General features: G+C 72.7%; 19 protein-coding genes. 14 read left to right on the top strand and 5 right to left on the bottom strand.

Features of this window, described 5'->3' with window-relative positions; genetic code table 11:
* The first annotated feature begins 1 nt into the window (after nt 1).
* The 3 genes from C0216_RS00745 to C0216_RS00735 are packed head-to-tail and all read left to right on the top strand — an operon-like array spanning nt 2 to nt 3,578.
* Entirely contained in the window at nt 2-1,588 is a 1,587-nt protein-coding gene (locus C0216_RS00745) for a peptidoglycan-binding domain-containing protein (RefSeq protein WP_114053381.1), read from the top strand.
* 11 nt (nt 1,589-1,599) lie between these two features.
* Nucleotides 1,600-2,316, top strand: coding sequence for an ABC transporter ATP-binding protein (locus C0216_RS00740; protein WP_114053380.1), 717 nt, complete (start codon nt 1,600-1,602; stop codon nt 2,314-2,316).
* Entirely contained in the window at nt 2,313-3,578 is a 1,266-nt protein-coding gene (locus C0216_RS00735; RefSeq protein WP_246042238.1) for an ABC transporter permease, read from the top strand. Before C0216_RS00740 ends, C0216_RS00735 begins: the two co-directional genes overlap by 4 nt.
* Before the next feature lie 162 nt (nt 3,579-3,740).
* Here the strand turns inward: C0216_RS00735 and C0216_RS00730 are convergent, their stop codons facing one another.
* Nucleotides 3,741-4,727: a pirin family protein gene (locus tag C0216_RS00730; RefSeq protein WP_114053379.1), complete on the bottom strand. Its 987-nt coding sequence runs from the start codon at nt 4,725-4,727 to the stop codon at nt 3,741-3,743.
* A 248-nt stretch (nt 4,728-4,975) separates the two neighbouring features.
* Here C0216_RS00730 and C0216_RS00725 point away from each other — a divergent pair, with 248 nt between their 5' ends.
* From C0216_RS00725 to C0216_RS00710, 5 genes are all read left to right on the top strand, one after another.
* Nucleotides 4,976-5,425 carry a hypothetical protein gene (locus tag C0216_RS00725; RefSeq protein ID WP_114053378.1) on the top strand — a complete coding sequence of 150 codons (450 nt, stop codon included), beginning with the start codon at nt 4,976-4,978 and terminating at the stop codon, nt 5,423-5,425.
* Between the two features lie 17 nt (nt 5,426-5,442).
* Entirely contained in the window at nt 5,443-7,806 is a 2,364-nt protein-coding gene (locus C0216_RS00720; RefSeq protein ID WP_174250326.1) for a hypothetical protein, read from the top strand.
* 3 nt (nt 7,807-7,809) lie between these two features.
* Nucleotides 7,810-8,862, top strand: coding sequence for a hypothetical protein (locus C0216_RS00715; RefSeq protein WP_114053377.1), 1,053 nt, complete (start codon nt 7,810-7,812; stop codon nt 8,860-8,862).
* Between the two features lie 193 nt (nt 8,863-9,055).
* Complete coding sequence (locus tag C0216_RS34900) at nt 9,056-9,190, top strand: hypothetical protein (protein WP_281277898.1); 135 nt, start codon at nt 9,056-9,058, stop codon at nt 9,188-9,190.
* Between the two features lie 91 nt (nt 9,191-9,281).
* Nucleotides 9,282-9,677, top strand: a complete 396-nt coding sequence (locus C0216_RS00710) for a hypothetical protein (protein ID WP_114053376.1) — start codon at nt 9,282-9,284, stop codon at nt 9,675-9,677.
* Between the two features lie 40 nt (nt 9,678-9,717).
* Here the strand turns inward: C0216_RS00710 and C0216_RS00705 are convergent, their stop codons facing one another.
* Genes C0216_RS00705 through C0216_RS00690 form a run of 4 tightly spaced genes read right to left on the bottom strand, consistent with a single transcriptional unit; the run spans nt 9,718 to nt 11,711 of the window.
* The gene (locus C0216_RS00705; protein ID WP_162793093.1) at nt 9,718-10,170 is read right to left on the bottom strand and encodes a hypothetical protein; all 453 of its coding nucleotides are present in this window, start codon (nt 10,168-10,170) and stop codon (nt 9,718-9,720) included.
* Complete coding sequence (locus tag C0216_RS00700) at nt 10,163-10,624, bottom strand: SseB family protein (protein ID WP_114053374.1); 462 nt, start codon at nt 10,622-10,624, stop codon at nt 10,163-10,165. The genes C0216_RS00705 and C0216_RS00700 overlap by 8 nt, the downstream gene beginning before the upstream one ends.
* A 48-nt stretch (nt 10,625-10,672) precedes the next feature.
* Nucleotides 10,673-10,879: a DUF397 domain-containing protein gene (locus tag C0216_RS00695; protein ID WP_342777082.1), complete on the bottom strand. Its 207-nt coding sequence runs from the start codon at nt 10,877-10,879 to the stop codon at nt 10,673-10,675.
* Nucleotides 10,860-11,711 carry a helix-turn-helix domain-containing protein gene (locus C0216_RS00690; RefSeq protein ID WP_114053372.1) on the bottom strand — a complete coding sequence of 284 codons (852 nt, stop codon included), beginning with the start codon at nt 11,709-11,711 and terminating at the stop codon, nt 10,860-10,862. The genes C0216_RS00695 and C0216_RS00690 overlap by 20 nt, the downstream gene beginning before the upstream one ends.
* 112 nt (nt 11,712-11,823) lie before the next feature.
* Here C0216_RS00690 and C0216_RS00685 point away from each other — a divergent pair, with 112 nt between their 5' ends.
* The 6 genes from C0216_RS00685 (at nt 11,824) to C0216_RS00660 (ending at nt 17,967) form a co-directional block, all read left to right on the top strand.
* Nucleotides 11,824-12,036 (top strand): hypothetical protein, encoded by a 213-nt coding sequence (locus C0216_RS00685; protein ID WP_114053371.1) that lies wholly within the window; start codon nt 11,824-11,826, stop codon nt 12,034-12,036.
* Nucleotides 12,033-12,392 carry an ATP-binding protein gene (locus C0216_RS00680; RefSeq protein WP_114053370.1) on the top strand — a complete coding sequence of 120 codons (360 nt, stop codon included), beginning with the start codon at nt 12,033-12,035 and terminating at the stop codon, nt 12,390-12,392. Before C0216_RS00685 ends, C0216_RS00680 begins: the two co-directional genes overlap by 4 nt.
* Nucleotides 12,393-12,510: 118 nt before the next feature.
* Nucleotides 12,511-14,337 carry an acyl-CoA dehydrogenase gene (locus C0216_RS00675; protein WP_114053369.1) on the top strand — a complete coding sequence of 609 codons (1,827 nt, stop codon included), beginning with the start codon at nt 12,511-12,513 and terminating at the stop codon, nt 14,335-14,337.
* A 147-nt stretch (nt 14,338-14,484) separates the two neighbouring features.
* Complete coding sequence (locus C0216_RS00670; RefSeq protein WP_114053368.1) at nt 14,485-15,243, top strand: hypothetical protein; 759 nt, start codon at nt 14,485-14,487, stop codon at nt 15,241-15,243.
* Between the two features lie 102 nt (nt 15,244-15,345).
* The gene (locus C0216_RS00665) at nt 15,346-16,641 is read left to right on the top strand and encodes a M18 family aminopeptidase (RefSeq protein ID WP_114053367.1); all 1,296 of its coding nucleotides are present in this window, start codon (nt 15,346-15,348) and stop codon (nt 16,639-16,641) included.
* 174 nt (nt 16,642-16,815) lie between these two features.
* Complete coding sequence (locus C0216_RS00660; protein WP_246042236.1) at nt 16,816-17,967, top strand: SMP-30/gluconolactonase/LRE family protein; 1,152 nt, start codon at nt 16,816-16,818, stop codon at nt 17,965-17,967.
* Nucleotides 17,968-17,969: the final 2 nt, after the last annotated feature.

Below are 17,969 nucleotides of genomic sequence, written 5' to 3'. Positions count from 1 at the left end.
CGTGAAACATCAACAGCCGCCGACGGCAGACACGGACGCGGAGCGGGAGGCGGGCGCAGAGCGGGAGACCGGGGCCGAGGCGGAGGGGCCGCCCGCCGAGGGCTCCGCCCCGGGCAGCGCCGGTGCCGACGGTGCCGGTGCCGGAAGCGGCGACGGCGACGGCGACGGCGGGTCGCTGCGGCGGCGCCGGCGGATGCTGGCCTGGGTCGTCGCCGGTGCCGTCCTGCTGACCGGGGCCGGGGTCGCGCTCGGCGCGTCCATCCGCTCCCCCGCCCAGGTAGCCGCCGATGCGGCACCGCCGCCGGCCTCCGTCCTGTCCGACCGCGTGGAGCGCCGTGTGCTCACCTCCTCCGTCGTCGTCCGCGGCACGGTCGCCGCCGAGCAGGTGGTGGCGCTCTCGCCGGGCGCGGGGGCCGCGGCGGCCGCGGGCGGGGGCGGCAAGCCCGTCGTGACCCGGGTCGCCAAACAGCCAGGGGCCGCCGTACAGGCCGGCGAGGTGCTGGTCGAGGTGTCGGGACGGCCGGTGTTCGCGCTGGCCGGAGCCCTGCCCGTGTACCGGGACCTCAAGCCGGGAGCGACCGGCAAGGACGTGGGCCAGCTCCAGGCCGGCCTCAGGGCGCTCGGCCACTCCACCGGCAAGGACCCGTCGGGGACGTACGGCCCCGGCACCAAGGCCGCCGTCACCGCCCTCTACACCGCGCTCGGCTACACGCCCCGGCCGGCCGACCCGGGCGACACGGAGCGGATCCAGGCGGCGGAGGACGCCGTCGACGCCGCGAAACGGCAGGTCATGACCGCCAAGACGGCCCTGGCGAAGGCAAAGGAGGCCGGCGGTGCGGACACCGCCGAGGCTCAGCAGCAGCTGGCGTTCGCGCAGGCCGACCTCGCCAAGGCCGCCGGGCGACTGGAGGCGGCCCGCGCGGCGGCGGGCCCGATGGTCCCGGCCGACGAGCTGGTCTTCCTCAAGGGCTTTCCCGCGCGGGTCGACGCAGTGCGGGCCGCGGTCGGCGAGCCCGTCCCCGAGGGGCTGCTGGTCGTGTCGGCCGGCGCACCGGTGATCCGCTCCTCGCTCCCGGCGCACCAGCGGGAGCTGGTCAAGACGGGCATGAAGGTGGAGGTCCTGTCGGAGGCCACCGGACTGACCGCCGCCGGCACGGTCGCCTCCGTCGCCGACGCCCCCGCCCCGGCGGCCGGCGGCCCCGGCGGCGCGGGCCCGGGGGCGGCCCAGCCGGGCGGCGGCGCGGACGGCGCACCGGGCGGCGCCCCGGATCCCGGCGGGTACGCCCTGACGGTCACCCCCGACCAGGCGCTCGACGCCCGCCTCGCCGGCCAGGGCGTCCGGCTCACCGTGACGGCGGCCTCCTCCGGCGAGCCGGTCCTCGTCGTCCCGCTCTCGGCGGTGTCGGCGGGCGCGGACGGCCGGACCACGGTCACGGTGCTCGGCGCGGATCCCGCCGACACCGCCGCACGGCGCCGCGTGGAGGTCCGGGCCGGGATGTCCGCCGACGGCATGGTGCAGGTCGAGCCGGTCGGCGGCGGCGCGCTCGCCGACGGGGACCGCGTCCTGGTCGCGCGGGCCACACCGTGAGGGGGACCGCCGTGAACGGCACCCCCGCGGGCGGGCCGGTCGCGGATGCGCCGCCGGTCGTCCGCTTCGAGGGCGTCGGCCTCACCTATCCGGGCCCTCCGCCCGTCGAGGCGCTGCAGCCGTGCCGGCTGACGGTGCGGCGCGGCGAGTACGTCACCGTCGTCGGCCCCTCCGGCTCGGGCAAGTCGACGTTCCTGAACGTCGCCGGGCTCATCGACGCGCCGACCGCCGGACGGTACCTCCTCGACGGCATCGACACCGGCGCGCTGCCCGACCGGGACCGCACTGCCCTGCGCGGGCAGCGCATCGGCTTCGTCTTCCAGTCCTTCCACCTGCTGCCGCACCGCAGCGCCCTGGAGAACGTCCTGCTCGCGATGGTCTACAACGGGGTCCCGCGCGGGCAGCGCGCCGCCCGGGCCCGTACGGCGCTGGAGCGCGTCGGGCTCGGCCACCGCACCGGGCACCTGCCCAGCCGCATGTCGGGCGGCGAGCGGCAGCGCGTCGCCGTCGCCCGCGCGCTGGTCGCGGAGCCGTCGCTGCTGCTGTGCGACGAGCCCACCGGGAACCTGGACACGGTGACGGCCGCGTCGGTGCTGGCGCTCCTGGACGAGCTGCACGGGGACGGGCTGACCCTGCTGGTCATCACGCACGACCCGCAGGTGGCGGCGCGCGGCGCGCGGACCGTCGCCATCCGGGACGGGATCCTGACCGAGGAGGCCGCGCCGTGAGGTTCCCCCGGCGCCGCGGGTCCGGCGGTGCTCCGGACATCCCGCCGTCCCGGCTGTCGGCCCGGGACCTGGTCTCGGAGGCGCTCGCCGGGATGCTCCAGCGGCCGGCCCGCTCCGCGCTCACCGGCCTGGGCACGGTCCTCGGCGTCGGGACGTTCGTGGCGATCCTCGGGCTGACCGCCACGGCCTCCTCGCAGATCGACAGCCGGTTCAACGCGCTGACGGCCACCGAGGTCGGCGTCCGCGACACGGCGGGCGGCGCCGACCCGCAGCTCGCCCTGCAGGTCCCCAACGCCTTCCCGCGCGACGCGGACGGCCGGGCCGGCGCCCTCAACGGGGTGGTGGCTGCGGGGGTGTTCTGGCCGGTGCCGCTCGGCGAGGCGGCGACGGTCCGCTCCGCGCCCGTCGCGGGCGAGGCCGGCGAGCGCATCCCCGTGGTCGCCGCGTCCCCGGGGATGCTGCGGGCTGCCGGGCTCACGCTGGGCTCGGGGCGGGCGTACGACTCCTTCCACGACGGGCGCGCGGAGCAGGTCGCGGTGGTCGGCCGCGCGGTAGCGGCCCGACTGGGCATCACGACGCTGGAGAGCCGGCCCGCCGTGTTCGTCGGCGGGCACCCGTTCACCGTGGTCGGGATCGCGGACGGCGCCGAGCGCAAACCGGACCTGCTGCTGTCGGTGATGGTGCCGCGCGGGGCCGCCGAGCGGCTGTGGGGGCCGCCCGACAACGCCCAGCGGGCCCGGATGCTGGTGGTGACGCAGCTGGGTGCGGCCCGGCAGGTCGCCGCGGAGCTGCCGCTCGCGCTGCGCCCCGACCATCCGGAGTGGATGGCGGCGGAGCCGCCGCCGGATCCGCGGGGCCTGCGCTCGGGGGTGACCTCCGACCTGGACCAGCTGTTCCTGCTGCTGGCGGCGATCTGCCTGGTCATCGGCGCGGTGGGGATCGCGAACACCACGCTCGTCGCGGTGCTGGAGCGCACGGGGGAGATCGGTTTGCGGCGGGCGCTCGGGGCACGCGGGCGGCACATCACCGCCCAGTTCCTCGCCGAGTCCGCCGCACAGGGCGCGGTGGGCGGGCTGGTCGGGACGACGCTGGGCACGCTGACCGTCGTCGGGGTGTCGGCGCTGCGCGACTGGACGCCGGTGATGTCACCGCCGACGGTGGCCGCGGCGCCGCTGATCGGCCTGGTGACGGGGATCCTGGCCGGCCTCTACCCGGCGTGGCGGGCCTCGCGTACCCAGCCGGCGGAGGCACTGCGCCGCTAGTGCTGTGGCCGGGAAGGTTCACCGGGTCACAGCACTGGCTGTATTGCCCTGTGACCGGGCAGAGCCCGGCCGGCCCCGGTCCAGGGGGGCGGGACCGGGCCGGCCGGGGGCGGTCCGGCCCTCGGGGGACGGGGGCCGGGCCGGATCGGGGACCTCGGCGGGTCAGGAGTGCTGCTCCGCCGTCCTGGTGCGCTCCCGGGCCGTGGTGGGGATGGTCCCCAGCCGTCCGGCCTGGAAGTCGTCGAAGGCCTGCTGGAGCTCCTGCCGGCTGTTCATGACGAACGGCCCGTAGTGCGCCATCGGCTCGCGGATGGGGCGCCCGCCCAGGAGGACGACGTCCAGGGCCGGCGTACGGGAGTCCTGGGAGGCCTCCGCGCGCAGGGTCAGCGAGCCGCCGTCGCCGAAGACGGCGGTCTGCCCGGTGTGGACGGGGCGCCGGTCGGTGCCGACGCTGCCCTGGCCGGCCAGGACGTAGGCGAGGGCATTGAAGTCCTCGCGCCACGGCAGGGTGAGCTGTGCGCCCGGTGCGACCGTCGCGTGGATCATCGTGATGGGGGTGTGGGTGATGCCCGGGCCGCTGTGGCCGTCCAGCTCGCCGGCGATGACGCGCAGCAGGGCGCCGCCGTCCGGGGTGGTCAGCAGGGTGACCTTGCCGCCGCCGATGTCCTGGTAGCGCGGGGGCATCATCTTGTCGGAGGCCGGGAGGTTCACCCACAGCTGGAGGCCGTGGAAGAGCCCGCCGCTGACGACGAGGGACTCCGGCGGGGCCTCGATGTGCAGGAGGCCGGAGCCGGCGGTCATCCACTGGGTGTCGCCGCCGTTGATGACGCCGCCGCCGCCGTTGCTGTCCTGGTGGACGAACGTGCCGTCGATCAGGTAGGTGACCGTCTCGAAGCCGCGGTGGGGGTGCCAGGGGGTGCCCTTCGGCTCGCCCGGCGCGTACTCCACCTCGCCCATCTGGTCCATCATGATGAACGGGTCGAGGTGGCGGTAGTTGATCCCGGCGAACGCGCGGCGCACCGGGAATCCCTCGCCCTCGAAGCCTCCGGGAGCGGTCGTGACGGCCAGCACCCTGCGGGCGGCGGCCTCCGGGCCCGGCTCGGCGACGCGGGGAAGCGTCAGCGGGTTCTCCACAGTCACTGCAGGCATGGTCGGAACCTCCTTCTGCACCGAGTTTAGTTGAATCTAAAACTTTCTGCCACCTGCCAGAACACAGACTCCCGGCCCGCCATTCCCGCACCGGCGACCCACGCTCCGTGACATGCACCCAACACAGGGTGGACTGAAGATCACGATCCACTTCCGGTGGCCTCCGCCCCGCCCTTCACAGCCGCACACCTTGCTAGAACTGACGTCCAAGGCGACACCACGATCTCGAAAACACCACGGGGGAGACGATGGGTTTCGACGAGGAATGGGCCCAACTGCGCACGGAGGCGGCGGCACGTCAGAACCCCGCCATGCGTCTGAACCAGCTCGCCGCACCGGACGGCGGCGGAGGCGGCGGCTCGGCCGACTTCGGCAGCGACGAGTCGAAGAAGAAGATCGCATCCGGAAAGCTCGGCGGCGAGGTGAAGACGCAGACGGAGACCGCCGCCAAGAAGGCCGACGAGGAGACGGCCTCCGCCATCACCGCCTTCTCGGGCTGGGACACGGCGGCGGGCCTGAAGACGGTCGAGACGACCTGGGACAACCAGGTCAAGAACCTGCTGAGCCGCCTGGCCACGGAGTCCCACAACCTTGCCGTTACACGGCGGATGTTCCTGGGGCAGGACAGCGAGATATACAACGGCTTCCGCCCGCTGCTGAAGCCCGCGCCGGAGCCCGGCGTCGAGGCGTACCGCTGACAGGGGAGCTGTAGAGCATGGGACTCACGTACAAGAAGGTCATGTCGGCCCAGTACGACAAGCTCACCGCCGCGGCCAAGGCCTGGGACGACATGGCGAGCGACTTCAAGAAGGCGGAGTCGGCCTACGCGGCCGCCACGCAGGGGCTGGCGCAGGGCAACACCACCTGGCAGGGCATAGCCCAGGGCACCGCGCACACGAACTTCGCGGGCACGCAGTACGAGTACGGGGCCGCACAGACGCAGGCGAAGGCCATCGCGGACCTGCTGCGGGACGCCCACGGGCAGTTCACGGAGCTGAAGCAGCGCCTGGAGTCGGTGGTCGCGGACGCCCGCAAGGCGAAGATGGCCGTCGACGACGAGGGCAACGTCCGCCCCGACCTGACGGCCCAGGAACGCTACGCGTACGTCCACGACCCCGACGGCCAGAAGCTGCTCGCGGACTACAACAAGGCGGCCAACGACTGGGCCGGCCAGATCAAGAAGTACGTCAAGGCCTTCGAAGACGCCGACGCCGGCGTGAAGATGGCCCTCGCCGGCGCCGTCAAGGACAGCAACAAGGACCGCATACCCGGCGGCAAGGACGCCACGGGCAGCGGCTTCAACGCGGGCGCGAAGAGCGACATCGAGCAGTACGAGCTGGAGCACGCCAAGGACGTCGCCACCCGCCTCAACAACGGCGAGAAGGTCTCGAACGCCGATGTCGAGAGCCTCAACCGCATCCTGCGCGACAACGGCAACACCGCCTTCAAGCACCACACAGACTTCGGCCGCGACTTCGTGACGGCCATCGGCGGCGCCGAAGGAACGATCAAGCTGTCGAACACGCTCAACAACGGCGCGCACGGCAGCGACTCCGGCCGCAAGGGCCTGTACGGCGACACGAACAACATGCTGGCGAACACCGTCTCCAACGCCACGCAGGTGGTCTTCGAGGACGGGAAGAAGAACCCTCCCTACGGCTCCAAGGAGTACCGGGAGGCGTACGAGAAGTGGTCGAAGAGCTCCGACGCGAAGTTCTACAACGACTTCATGGGCGACCTGAAGAAGGCCGGCCTGGACAAGTTCGAACTGGACGTCGCGGGTGACAAGGCCCCGATGACGCGCGGCCAGGGCCAGGAGATCCGCGGCTACCAGGGCCTCGTCACCCTCATGCAGCAGGGCAGCGGCTACTCCCCGCAGTTCCTCGGCGACCTCACCGACCAGATGATCGCCGCGGAGAAGAAGGACAAGGACGTCTGGGACCTGCACGGTAGGTTCGAGGGCAAGAACGGCGGCTGGTTCGCCAACGACCCCGTCGACGGTGCGCTTGGCCTCATGGGCCGCAGTGGCGAGGCGGCGACCGGCTACCTTGACCCGGGTGCCGACCCGAAGAACGACCGCCTGAAGTACCTGATGACCGAGCGCGACTGGAACGTCGTCAACACGGCGGACTGGCACGGCAATATCGAGGTCACCGGCAAGGACACCTTCGACAAGGACGCCCGCGCCGGACTGGGCCTGGCCATCGAGGCCGCCACGACGGGCCGCCCGGCCGGCTCGCCGGGCGCCGAACTCGGCCGCCACAGCGAGGCTCAGGCCCGCATCATGCACGACACGATCAACCTTCTCGACTACGGCAGTGCCACCGGCAGGGACGGCGACGACTCGAAGGCGAACGGCGACAACCTGCTCAAGCAACCGGACTACGAGAGCATGCGCGGCTCGCTTGCGAGGGCACTGGCCTCGTACACCCCGGACATGGTGGACACGATCGTCGGCGACGGCACCATGAGCGGCCAGCCCGGTTCCGATTCGGACGGGAACGACTCCCGGATCCAGAACAGCCGCAGCAGCATGCTCCGCATCATGCGCGGCGTCTCCGAGGACCCCGAGAACTTCTTCCTCCTGCACGAGGCCGAGCGCCGCTACACAGCGCATCAGCTCACCACGCAGGACCTGTCCGATCCCGAGGCCGTCAAGAACCTGGCCGCGAAGATCGGTGAGGCCAACGGCGCGTACAACGCGATCGGCGGCGACGTGAAGTTGGGCGAGCGGGACGGCGAGCTGAGCAAGGCCGGCGACCAGCGCGTCTACGGCTACCACGTCGTCGGCGGCGCCGTCACCGGCATCCCGGTCGTCGGGGACATGGCCCAGCGAGTCGTCGACGGCTACTGGAACGAGTGGCTCAAGGGCGTCACAGCGGAACAGGGCCTGCTGGCCCGGGACCGCATCAGCTCCGGCAACGACGCCGCCCGGGACGACCTCAACCAGATCTTCGAGAGCTGGGGCGCGCAGACGCAGCAGTCCGACACCATGATCGACGCCGCCCAGCGGGAAGCAGGACAGAGCTACACGAGCGGGCGCGAAAGCGCCTACGACGCACTGCGGGAACGGAAGTAGTCCATGGCCATACGCACACAAGGTACGCGCCCCGGGCGGGCGGCCGCCGTACTGGCCGCGGCGGTCGCCCTGGCCGGCTGCGCCGGGCTGCTCACCTGGTGGAACACCGATGCCCTGGGTCCGGACCGCTTCTGCGCCGGCGCCCTCGCCTCCTCCGAGGCAGCCTCCGCGCTCCCCGGCCCCGGCCGGATGGTCCAGCAGAGCCTCCAGGACGGGTCCGACCCGTACTACTCGTTCTCGTGCAAGGTGCAGCGCACCAACAAGTTCCTGAACCACGAGCAGCCCCGTCTGGAAGCCGAGCTGTCCTTCGACAAGGCGGACTTCGCCTGGACCGGCTCCGCGCTGTGGAAGGACGCCGCCTCCTTCTCCTACTTCGTCGGTGGAGCGACCGGTGCGGCCTCCGAGACGCAGGCGTGGGTCCTGCTTCCGGTCGGCTGCCCCGGCGCGGCGCGGCCCAACTCCAAGGAATCCCAGGTTCCTGTGCTCAAGGTGAATCTCGCGGAGGGCCGCAGCACACCCGCGGCGCTCGCCCGTGTGGCGATGTCCGGGGCCCGGCACGTGGCCGACGGCCTCGGTTGCACGGATGCAGGAGTCCTGAAGGATCCCGCACGCACGCAGGGGCCGGCCGGTGCGCCGCAGCCCACCGACCCGGCCAACGCGTGCGGCATTCCCGGATTCCGGCTGCCCGAGGCAGCTCTGGTCAAGGGCAAGGCGGAGCAGGGAACGGAGCACACCACCGGCAAGCAGTCCCGGACCCGGGTGTGCAGCCTCGACCTGAAGGGGTCCGGAGCACCGCGGATCGACTTCGCAGTCAGCGACGACCCCGTGCTGACCCAGGGGGTACGCCAGGACAAGGCGGCCACCCGCGAACGCGGCCGGACCGTCACCACCTGCAAGGACGGCGACCTTTACCTGGGCATGAGCCTCAACGACGCCTACAGCGACCTGCTCCTCGACGAGGGAATGGACAAGGCGTCGCAGGCCCGCACGGCGCTGTTCGAGGCGTTCGCCGACGCCGTGACCGCGGAGCGCGGCTGCGGGACGCCGAAGAGCTGAGGGTGCAGGGAACGGTCTAGAGCAGGAACCCGGCCCGGAAGCAGGATCAAGGCGATGAAGAACAAGAAGGTGATGGCCGCCGTCGCCGGCTGCGCGGGGCTGTCGGTCCTCTCCGGGCTGTTCCTGTGGTCGGACACGAACGTGTTCGCCGCCACAGACCTGTGTGCGGGGAAGGTCGCGGGTCTACGTCTCCATGCGCGGGAGCACCGAGTACCTGGACGTGCTCTACGACCGGGGCTCCGCCGCGCCGCGGGAGGTCTTCCAGGCCTTCGTCGACGCGGCCGTCCAGCAGTACCGGTGCCCGGCGGTGCGGCTTCCGCAGAACTGACACCGCCATCGAACGCGGGGGAGGCCGTTCTCGCGGTCTCCCCCGCTGCACGACCATGCCGACCAGGCACCCACCGAACCGAAGGGGACACATGACCGCCGACTCGCCCACGCAGCACACGCCTGATCCCGTGGCCGCCACACCGGCCCCGCGGACCGAGGAGGAGCGGCAGGCCGGCCGTGTCGAGGCGTGGTCGATCGGGTGGATGATCCTGGCCCTGGTGGTCTGGGGATGGTTCGCGTTCCTGCTGCTCGCCGACTACGGCCCCGACTACGGGGACAGGCCGCTGTGCCCGGGGCCGCTGGTCGGCCCGGTGTCCGAGGACACCCGGTGCGAGGACGACGCCATGCGCCAGTGGCCCGCGCTGATGGGCGTCCTCGCGCTGGCGGTCATCACCACCGTGACGGCGGCTGCGACCACCGTGTACGCCAAGGTCCTCTTCCGCCTCGCCCGCCGGGGCGGGCCGGGCGTGACGCCGCAGGACTGAGGGCGCGGCGCAGCCGGGCGCGGCGGTCGGGCTGCGGCGGTCAGCGGGGTCGGGCCGCGGAGGCGGCGAGAGCGCCGGTACCGCAGAGGCCAGCGGTCACCGCCAGGAGCAGTACCGCTTCGAGGGCGTCCTCCTGCTGGTGGACACCCAGCACGGTGATCCGTACGTGCTTCGTCGCGCCCTCGGTGCCGCGGGGCCAGTCCACGCTGACCGCTTCGCGGGCCGCGTGCGGGTCGTCCGGGGCGAACGTGCTGTAACAGCTCGTGGTGGACCCCCTGCCGCCGGCCTGTTCGCGGCAGGCCACCGCGGTCAGCAGGCCGGGGGTCCCCGTCCAGCCGAGGGCCGCGGTGGCCAGGATGCCGGTGAGGGAGGCCGCCGAGAGGAGCACCACGGCGAACGCGGCGCCCAGCACCCGCCCGGGCCACGGCCGCGCCGCCCTCGCCGCGCGGCCCGCCCGCCGCGTGCCCGTGACGTCCGGAGGACGTCTACCCATACATGCGGCGCATGGCGTAGTCGACCATCTGCTCGACCGCCTTCGCGTCGAAGACCATCCGGTGGTCGCCCTCCATGTCGAGGACGAAGCCGTACCCGGTCGGCAGCAGGTCGATCACCTCGGCGCCGGTGATGACGAAGTACTTGGACTCCTTCCCGGCGTACCGGCGGAGCTCCTTCAGCGTCGTGAACATCGGGATCACCGGCTGCTGCGTGTTGTGCAGCGCCAGGAAGCCGGGAGTTTCGCCCCGGGGGCAGTAGACCTTGGAGGTGGCGAAGATCTGCTGGAAGTCCTCGGCCGACAGCGAGCCGGTGGTGAAGGCGCGCACCGCGTCCGCGAGGGAGGGCGGGGACGGCTCGGGGTACAGCGGCTGCTCGTACCCTGCCCCGGGCATCGGCTGCTGGGGCGGGGCGTACTGCTGCTGGGCGCCCGGATTCTGGTCGTAGCCGTACATGGCTGCCAGCCTACCGAGGGCGGGGGGCCGCCAGGCGCCCGGATCCGGTCAAGGGGCCCCCTTGATCCCGTCCAGGAAGGGCGCCCACGCCGCGGCCGTCACCGTGATCACCGGGCCAGTCGGCCGCTTGGAGTCCCGCACGGGGACGACCCCGGCAGCGCCGACTGCCACCTCGATGCAGTTCCCACCGTCGCCGTTGCTGTAGCTGCTCTTGCGCCAGACCACGGCACCCAACTCACCTAGGTTCATTGCCATTTCTGTACTCCTCGGCAGCTTGCTCGATCAAGGCCAGGGACTCCTCCGGCGGCAGCGCGGCAGCCCTGAGCCGATCGTATGACCTGCGGTACCGCTTCACGAGGGCCGGATCGTCCACCACCTGCCCGTGATACGGGCTTTCCGTGTACGCGAACGGCGGCTCGGCCTCGAATTCCATGAGCAGGAGCGGGGTCCCGAGGAACGGCTGGACAGCCGCACTCCATGGCAGGACCTGTGGAACGATGCGACGCCGACGCGCCAAAGCGGCGATGTGGTCGAGCTGCTCGGCCATTTCGGTTGACGGCAGCAGCGACTGGCGCACCAGGCACTCGTGCAGGATCGTCCAGTACTCGGGCCTCTTCGGGTCCTCGAACAGAGCTGCCCGCTGCATACGGGCACGAACCTTCGCTTCCACCTCCTCCGCCAGGTCCCGCGGGTGCGTGGAATTGATGACCGCTCGCGCGTACGCCTCGGTCTGGAGCAGGCCGGGGATGAGCGAGTTGCTCCACTCATCGATGGCCAGCGCCCGCGCCTCCGCCTCAACGACGGGCGCCAGGTACTCCGCATGCGCGCCCCTGCGGGCCTTCCGTACGTCCTCGCAGCACCGGGCGAAGAAGCCGTCTGTCTTCAGCACCCGGTCGACGTGGCGCGCCAGGTCCTCCGGCATGCGCCGGTGGCCCCGCTCGATCTCGCTCAGGTAGCTGGCCCCATAGAAGCTTCCCTCCACCGTCTGCTGGAGGGTGAGGCCCGCCGCCTCCCGCTTCCAGCGCAGTTCCTTGCCGTAGAACGCCGGCACACTCACCGAGCCGTCGATGTCCTTGCGCGCGGCCACAAGCCCGCCTTTCCACACCTCGCACCGTGGAACCCCAAACCCTTCCCACGCTACGCAGATCGGCCGCACGCTGTGAGCGATTCGTCACGTTCCGCAGCAGCAAGGAAGCCTCATGAGCAACCCCACCGCCGACCGCCGGGCCATCGACGCCCTCATCGAGCTGCGTGCCGCCCTCGCCGCGCACGGGATCACGCTGCCCTCGCTCGACCTTCACCTCCCCTCCTACGCGGGGACGTACGACATCCCGCCCCTGATCGCCCTCGGCAACTGCAACGCCGGGACCGCGGCCCGGCTCGCCGCCGCCCTGCGGGCGGGACGCCCGTGAGGCCGTTCGCGGTGGGGCTGATCGCCGTACCGAAGGCGGTTCCGGAGGTCCGGCTCGCCGTGCGCGAGCACCTCGGCAGGCCGTGTCCGGAGCTTCAGCTCTGTGTGACGGAGCTGCTGGCCAACGTGATCACCCATGTCGGGGAGGGCACTCCCGTCACCCTGCGGATCACCGGAAGGGCAGCCCGCGTGCGGGTCGAGCTCACCGATCCCGATGCGCAGGCGCGGCCCGTACTCCGGCGGGCGGCCGGAACCGACGAGTCGGGGCGCGGGCTGGCCCTGCTGGACGCCGTGGCGCTGCGGTGGGGCGTCGACCGGGGGGAGGACGGCACCAAGACGGTCTGGTGCGAGCTTTGACCCTGGTCACAGTGGGCGGGCGAGGGGTTGCTTCTTATTACCGGCGGGTAGCATCATGACGTTACCGATTGGTACGTACGAGGAACCGTCCTTCCCGAGCCACAACGGAGCCGTCGCCATGGGGCACTACAAGTCGAATCTCCGCGACATCGAGTTCAACCTCTTCGAGGTCCTCGGCCGCGACAAGCTGTACGGCACCGGCCCGTTCGCCGAGATGGACGCCGAGACCGCGAAGAGCATCCTGTCGGAGATCGCCCGCCTCGCCGAGAACGAGCTGGCCGAGTCCTTCGCCGACGCCGACCGCAACCCGCCGGTCTTCGACCCCGCCACCAACACGGCTCCGGTCCCCGCCTCCTTCAAGAAGAGCTACGAGGCCTTCATGGAGTCGGAGTACTGGCGCCTCGGCCTGCCGGAGGAGATCGGCGGCACCACCTCGCCCCGCTCCCTGATCTGGGCCTACGCGGAGCTGCTGCTCGGCTCGAACCCGGCCGTCTGGATGTACTCCTCCGGCCCGGCGTTCGCCGGCGTCCTGCACGAGGAGGGCAACGAGGCGCAGAAGCGCATCGCGCAGATCGCCGTCGAGAAGCGCTGGGGCTCCACCATGGTCCTCACCGAGCCCGACGCGGGCTCGGACGTCGGCGCCGGCCGCACCAAGGCGGTCCAGCAGGAGGACGGCTCCTGGCACATCGAGGGCGTGAAGCGCTTCATCACGTCCGGTGAGCACGACATGGAGGAGAACATCCTCCACTACGTCCTCGCCCGCCCCGAGGGCCACGGCCCCGGCACCAAGGGCCTGTCCCTCTTCCTCGTCCCGAAGTTCCACTTCGACTGGGAGACCGGCGAGCTGGGCGAGCGCAACGGCGTGTACGCCACGAACGTCGAGCACAAGATGGGCCTGAAGGCCTCGAACACGTGCGAGATGACCTTCGGCGACAAGCACCCCGCCAAGGGCTGGCTGATCGGCGACAAGCACGACGGCATCCGCCAGATGTTCATGATCATCGAGTTCGCCCGCATGATGGTCGGCACGAAGGCCATCGCGACGCTCTCGACGGGCTACCTGAACGCGCTGGAGTACGCCAAGGAGCGCGTCCAGGGCCCCGACCTGGCGAACTTCATGGACAAGACCGCCCCCAAGGTCGCCATCACGCACCACCCCGACGTCCGCCGCTCGCTGATGACGCAGAAGGCGTACGCCGAGGGCATGCGCGCCCTGGTGCTCTACACCGCGGCCGTCCAGGACTCCATCGCGGTCAAGCAGGCCGCCGGCGAGGACGCCTCTGCCGAGGTCGGCCTGAACGACCTGCTCCTGCCGATCGTCAAGGGCTACGGCTCCGAGCGCTCCTACGCGCTGCTCGCCGAGTCCCTGCAGATCTTCGGCGGCTCCGGGTACCTCCAGGAGTACCCGATCGAGCAGTACATCCGCGACGCCAAGATCGACACCCTGTACGAGGGCACCACCGCGATCCAGGGCCAGGACTTCTTCTTCCGGAAGATCGTCCGCGACCAGGGCGCCTCCCTGAACCGGCTCTCCGAGGAGATCAAGAAGTTCCTCGCCGGCGCCGAGGGCGGCGAGGAGCTGGCCGCGGCCCGCGACGCGCTCGCCAAGGCCGCCGTCGACCTGGAGGGCATCGTCGGCCAGATGATCACCGACCTCACCGCCACCGGCGAGGACGTCAAGAACATCTACAAGGTCGGCCAGAACACCACCCGCCTGCTGATGGCGTCCGGCGACGTCGTCGTCGGCTACCTGCTCCTGCGGGGCGCCGCCGTGGCCGCCGAGAAGCTCGCGACGGCCTCCGCGAAGGACGTCCCCTTCTACACGGGCAAGATCGCGGCCGCGAAGTTCTTCGCGTCCCAGGTCCTCCCGGGCGTCTCGGTGCAGCGCAGCCTCGCCGAGGCCGTCGACAACTCCCTGATGGAGCTCGACGAGGCCGCCTTCTAGAGCCACGGCAAGGCGGCCGCCCCGCGGTCCGCACGGCGGCCGGACCCCCCGCCCGGGGGTCCGGCCGCTGCCGTACGCCCGGCCCCGCCCAGCCCCGAGCGGGCCGCGATTCCCGGGATGTCCGTGCTTCGTGGGACGCTCGTAGACATGAGTCCACAGGAGCAGCACGCCGCCGGCAGGGGGTACTCCGTCCCCACCGGGCGCCCGTACGCCCTCAGGGAGCTCCAGGCTGCCCTCGGCAGCCTCGGCGACCACCTGCGGGACCTGTACGAGGGCGCGCACCCCACCGAGTACGAGGCCGTCGCCGACGCCCTCTACGCCGCCTTCCGGACCGCCGCCGGGCTCGCGCCCGCCAAGAGCCACACCGGCTGCCCCGAGCACCCCGACGGCGCCCTCGACCCCGAGGCGCCCGACGGCTGGGGCCGCTGCCTGATCTGCAACGACCGCCGCCGCCGCGGCCTGCGCGAGCGCGGCGGCCGCGCCGGGCGCGACGCCGCCGCGCGGCTCGCCGGCCCGCCCGCCGGGGAGCAGCGCCGGCTCGGCTACCCCGTGCCCGACCCGCCGTACACCCTCCAGGCCCTCCACACGCACCTGCGGAGCGTCGAGGAGCGCCGCTTCCACCTCACCCTCTCCTCCCCCTCCGACGACTTCGTCCGGCTCGCCGACGACGTGCACCGGGCGTTCATCGTGGCCCGCGAGCTGTCCCGGCCGCGGAACGCCTCCGGCTGCTCCGAACACCCGGGGGCGCCCATCGACCCGGACGCGCCCCCCGGCGAGGCCTGTATCTTCTGCGCCGGACGCAAGAGACGCGCGCAGCGCTCCGCGGCGGCCCCGGAGATGCTCCCGCGCATCCGCCGGGGCGAGCGCCGGCAGCTGCAGCGCCGGTTCGAGCGGCCGCCGGGCTGAGAAGCCGCCGGAACCGCGGAGCACACCGTCCGCCCACCGGTCCTGCCGGCTATCCGCCGCAGTCCGGCCTAGGCGAACACGACCGTCGTTAAGGTGAACCACATGAGCTCTCCCGCCCGCTTCGACCGCGGCCACACCGACGATCTGATGACCTTCCTGACGGCCAGTCCGTCGCCGTACCACGCCGTGGCCAACGCGGCCGAGCGGCTGGAGAAGGCCGGGTTCCGCCAGGTGTCGGAGACGGACGCCTGGGACGCGGGCAGCGGGGGCCGGTTCGTGCTCCGCGGCGGCGCGCTCATCGCGTGGTTCGTCCCGGAGGGCGCCGCCGCGCACGCCCCGTTCCGCATCGTCGGCGCGCACACCGACTCCCCCAACCTCCGCGTCAAGCCGCTTCCTGACACCGGGTCGGCCGGATGGCGGCAGATCGCCGTCGAGATCTACGGCGGCACCCTGCTCAACACCTGGCTCGACCGCGACCTGGGCCTGGCCGGACGGCTGACGCTGCGGGACGGCAGCGAGCGGCTCGTCAACATCGACCGGCCGCTGATGCGCGTGCCGCAGCTGGCCGTGCACCTCGACCGGGCGGTCAACTCCGACGGCCTCAAGCTCGACAAGCAGCGCCACATGCAGCCGATCTGGGGCCTGGGAGACGTCCACGAGGGCGACCTGATCGGCTTCCTGGAGGACGAGGAGGGGCTGGAGCAGGGCTCGGTCGCCGGCTGGGACCTGATGGTCCACTCGATCGAGCCGGCCGCCTACCTCGGGCGGGACCGGGAGCTCGTCGCCGGGCCGCGCATGGACAACCTGATCTCCGTCCACGCCGGTGTCGCGGCGCTGGCCGCCGTCGCCTCCTCCGGGAAGGCCCTCGACCACATCCCGGTGCTGGCGGCGTTCGACCACGAGGAGAACGGCTCCCAGTCCGACACCGGGGCCGACGGCCCGCTGCTGGGGAACGTGCTGGAACGTTCCGTCTTCGCGCGCGGCGGCAGCTACGAGGACCGCGCCCGCGCCTTCGCGGGCAGCTTCTGCGTCTCCTCCGACACCGGGCACGCCGTCCACCCGAACTACGCCGAGCGGCACGACCCGACGCACCACCCGCGGGCGAACGGCGGCCCCATCCTCAAGGTCAACGTCAACCAGCGGTACGCCACCGACGGCACCGGCCGGGCGGTGTTCGCGGCGGCCTGCGAGCGGGCCGGCGTGCCGTGGCAGACGTTCGTGTCCAACAACTCGATGCCCTGCGGGACGACGATCGGCCCGATCACCGCGGCCCGGCACGGCATCCAGACGGTCGACATCGGCGTCGCGATCCTGTCGATGCACAGCGCGCGCGAACTGTGCGGCGCCGAGGACCCGTACCTGCTGGCGAACGCGCTGACGGCGTTCCTGGAGGGCTGAGCCGCCCCCCGTCAGGGGAGGGCCGGGCGTGGGCCGGGTGGCGGGACGGGCGTGGGCCGGGCGGGGGGAAGTGCCGCTGAACCTCCGCGCGGGGCAGGGGCGGTGAGGGCGCGTCATGCTGTTCTGGGGCTCTCCCTCCCACCCCCTTCGGCTCCGGCCGGCAAGGAGAGTCCCGTGCCCCGTTCCCCCCGCGCCCCCCGCACGACCCGGACCCGGCGCAGCTCCGGCGCCGCCGCGCCCGCCCTCGCCCTCGCCGCGCTCGCCCTGCTCGCCGCCGCGCCCGCCCCCGCCTCCGCGATCCCGCCGCCGCCACCCGCCGCCGCACCCACGGCGGATCCCGCGCCGGCGGATCCCGCCCCGACGGGCCCGTCCGCGTTCCGGCTGTCCGACCCGCGGGTCATCGCGCACTACAGCCACGAGGACGGGCAGACCCCCGAGAACATCGCGCTCGACCCCGACGGCTCCGCGTACCTGACCTTCGCGCTCGCCCGGCAGGTCGCGCATGCCGACGCCGGCGGGCACACCCGCGTCATCGCCACCCTCCCCGAGGCGGCGCCGCCGGGGACCCCGGGCGCGGGCGCCGCGGCCGTCACCGGCATCGTGCGCACGCACGACGGCAGCCTGTACGTCCCGTACGTCACCGGCACCGACCGGACCGGCATCCACCGGATCCGCCCCGACGGCACCGTGGGGCTGTTCGCCCGCCTGCCCGCCGACGGCCACGCCAACGGCCTCGCCCTCGACAAGCGCCACGGCCTCCTCTACGCGGCCGACTCCCGCCTCGGCACCATCTGGCGGATCTCCCTCCACGACGCCTCCGTGACCGCCTGGGCCGCGGGCGCCCCGCTGGAGCCGGTCACGTCCGCCGGCGCCAACGGCATCAAGGTGCACCACGGCGCCGTGTGGGTCTCCAACTCCGACCGCGGGACCCTGCTGCGCATCCCCGTCCGGGAGGACGGCACGGCCGGCGCCGTCGAGACCCACGCCACCGGGCTCGCCGGGATCGACGACTTCGCGTTCGCCGGGGACGGCATGACGGTCGTCGCCGCGCTGCCCGCCTCCGACGAGGTCGTCCTCGTCCGCCCCGACGGGACCCGCAGCACCATGCTGACGCGGCGGGACGGGCTCTCCGGCCCGACGTCCGTCGCGGTCCGGGACGGCCGGGTATACGTCGCGAGCGCATCCTCCCTGGCCACCGACAAGGACCCGAACCTGCTGGTCGCCGCCATCGAGGGCGCCGGCCGCGGAGAGTCGGCCGCCTCCGGCCCCGGCGCGGCGCACAGCGGTGCGGCCGCGGCGGGCGCCGACGAGGCAAGCGCGACATAGCG

Source organism: Streptomyces globosus (assembly GCF_003325375.1).
Classification (GTDB): Bacteria; Actinomycetota; Actinomycetes; order Streptomycetales; family Streptomycetaceae; genus Streptomyces; species Streptomyces globosus_A.
This window is presented reverse-complemented; position numbering and strand designations above follow the sequence as displayed.

What these genes read in the sequence shown, in the direction of transcription:
- C0216_RS00710 (WP_114053376.1), top strand. Translation starts at nt 9,282, where the DNA reads ATGACCGCCGACTCGCCCACGCAGCACACGCCTGATCCCGTGGCCGCC.
- C0216_RS00675 (WP_114053369.1), top strand. Translation starts at nt 12,511, where the DNA reads ATGGGGCACTACAAGTCGAATCTCCGCGACATCGAGTTCAACCTCTTC.
- C0216_RS00705 (WP_162793093.1), bottom strand. Translation starts at nt 10,170, where the DNA reads ATGGGTAGACGTCCTCCGGACGTCACGGGCACGCGGCGGGCGGGCCGC.
- C0216_RS00665 (WP_114053367.1), top strand. Translation starts at nt 15,346, where the DNA reads ATGAGCTCTCCCGCCCGCTTCGACCGCGGCCACACCGACGATCTGATG.
- C0216_RS00725 (WP_114053378.1), top strand. Translation starts at nt 4,976, where the DNA reads ATGGGTTTCGACGAGGAATGGGCCCAACTGCGCACGGAGGCGGCGGCA.
- C0216_RS00715 (WP_114053377.1), top strand. Translation starts at nt 7,810, where the DNA reads ATGGCCATACGCACACAAGGTACGCGCCCCGGGCGGGCGGCCGCCGTA.
- C0216_RS00685 (WP_114053371.1), top strand. Translation starts at nt 11,824, where the DNA reads ATGAGCAACCCCACCGCCGACCGCCGGGCCATCGACGCCCTCATCGAG.
- C0216_RS34900 (WP_281277898.1), top strand. Translation starts at nt 9,056, where the DNA reads ATGCGCGGGAGCACCGAGTACCTGGACGTGCTCTACGACCGGGGCTCC.
- C0216_RS00670 (WP_114053368.1), top strand. Translation starts at nt 14,485, where the DNA reads ATGAGTCCACAGGAGCAGCACGCCGCCGGCAGGGGGTACTCCGTCCCC.
- C0216_RS00720 (WP_174250326.1), top strand. Translation starts at nt 5,443, where the DNA reads ATGGGACTCACGTACAAGAAGGTCATGTCGGCCCAGTACGACAAGCTC.
- C0216_RS00700 (WP_114053374.1), bottom strand. Translation starts at nt 10,624, where the DNA reads ATGTACGGCTACGACCAGAATCCGGGCGCCCAGCAGCAGTACGCCCCG.
- C0216_RS00730 (WP_114053379.1), bottom strand. Translation starts at nt 4,727, where the DNA reads ATGCCTGCAGTGACTGTGGAGAACCCGCTGACGCTTCCCCGCGTCGCC.
- C0216_RS00695 (WP_342777082.1), bottom strand. Translation starts at nt 10,879, where the DNA reads ATGGCAATGAACCTAGGTGAGTTGGGTGCCGTGGTCTGGCGCAAGAGC.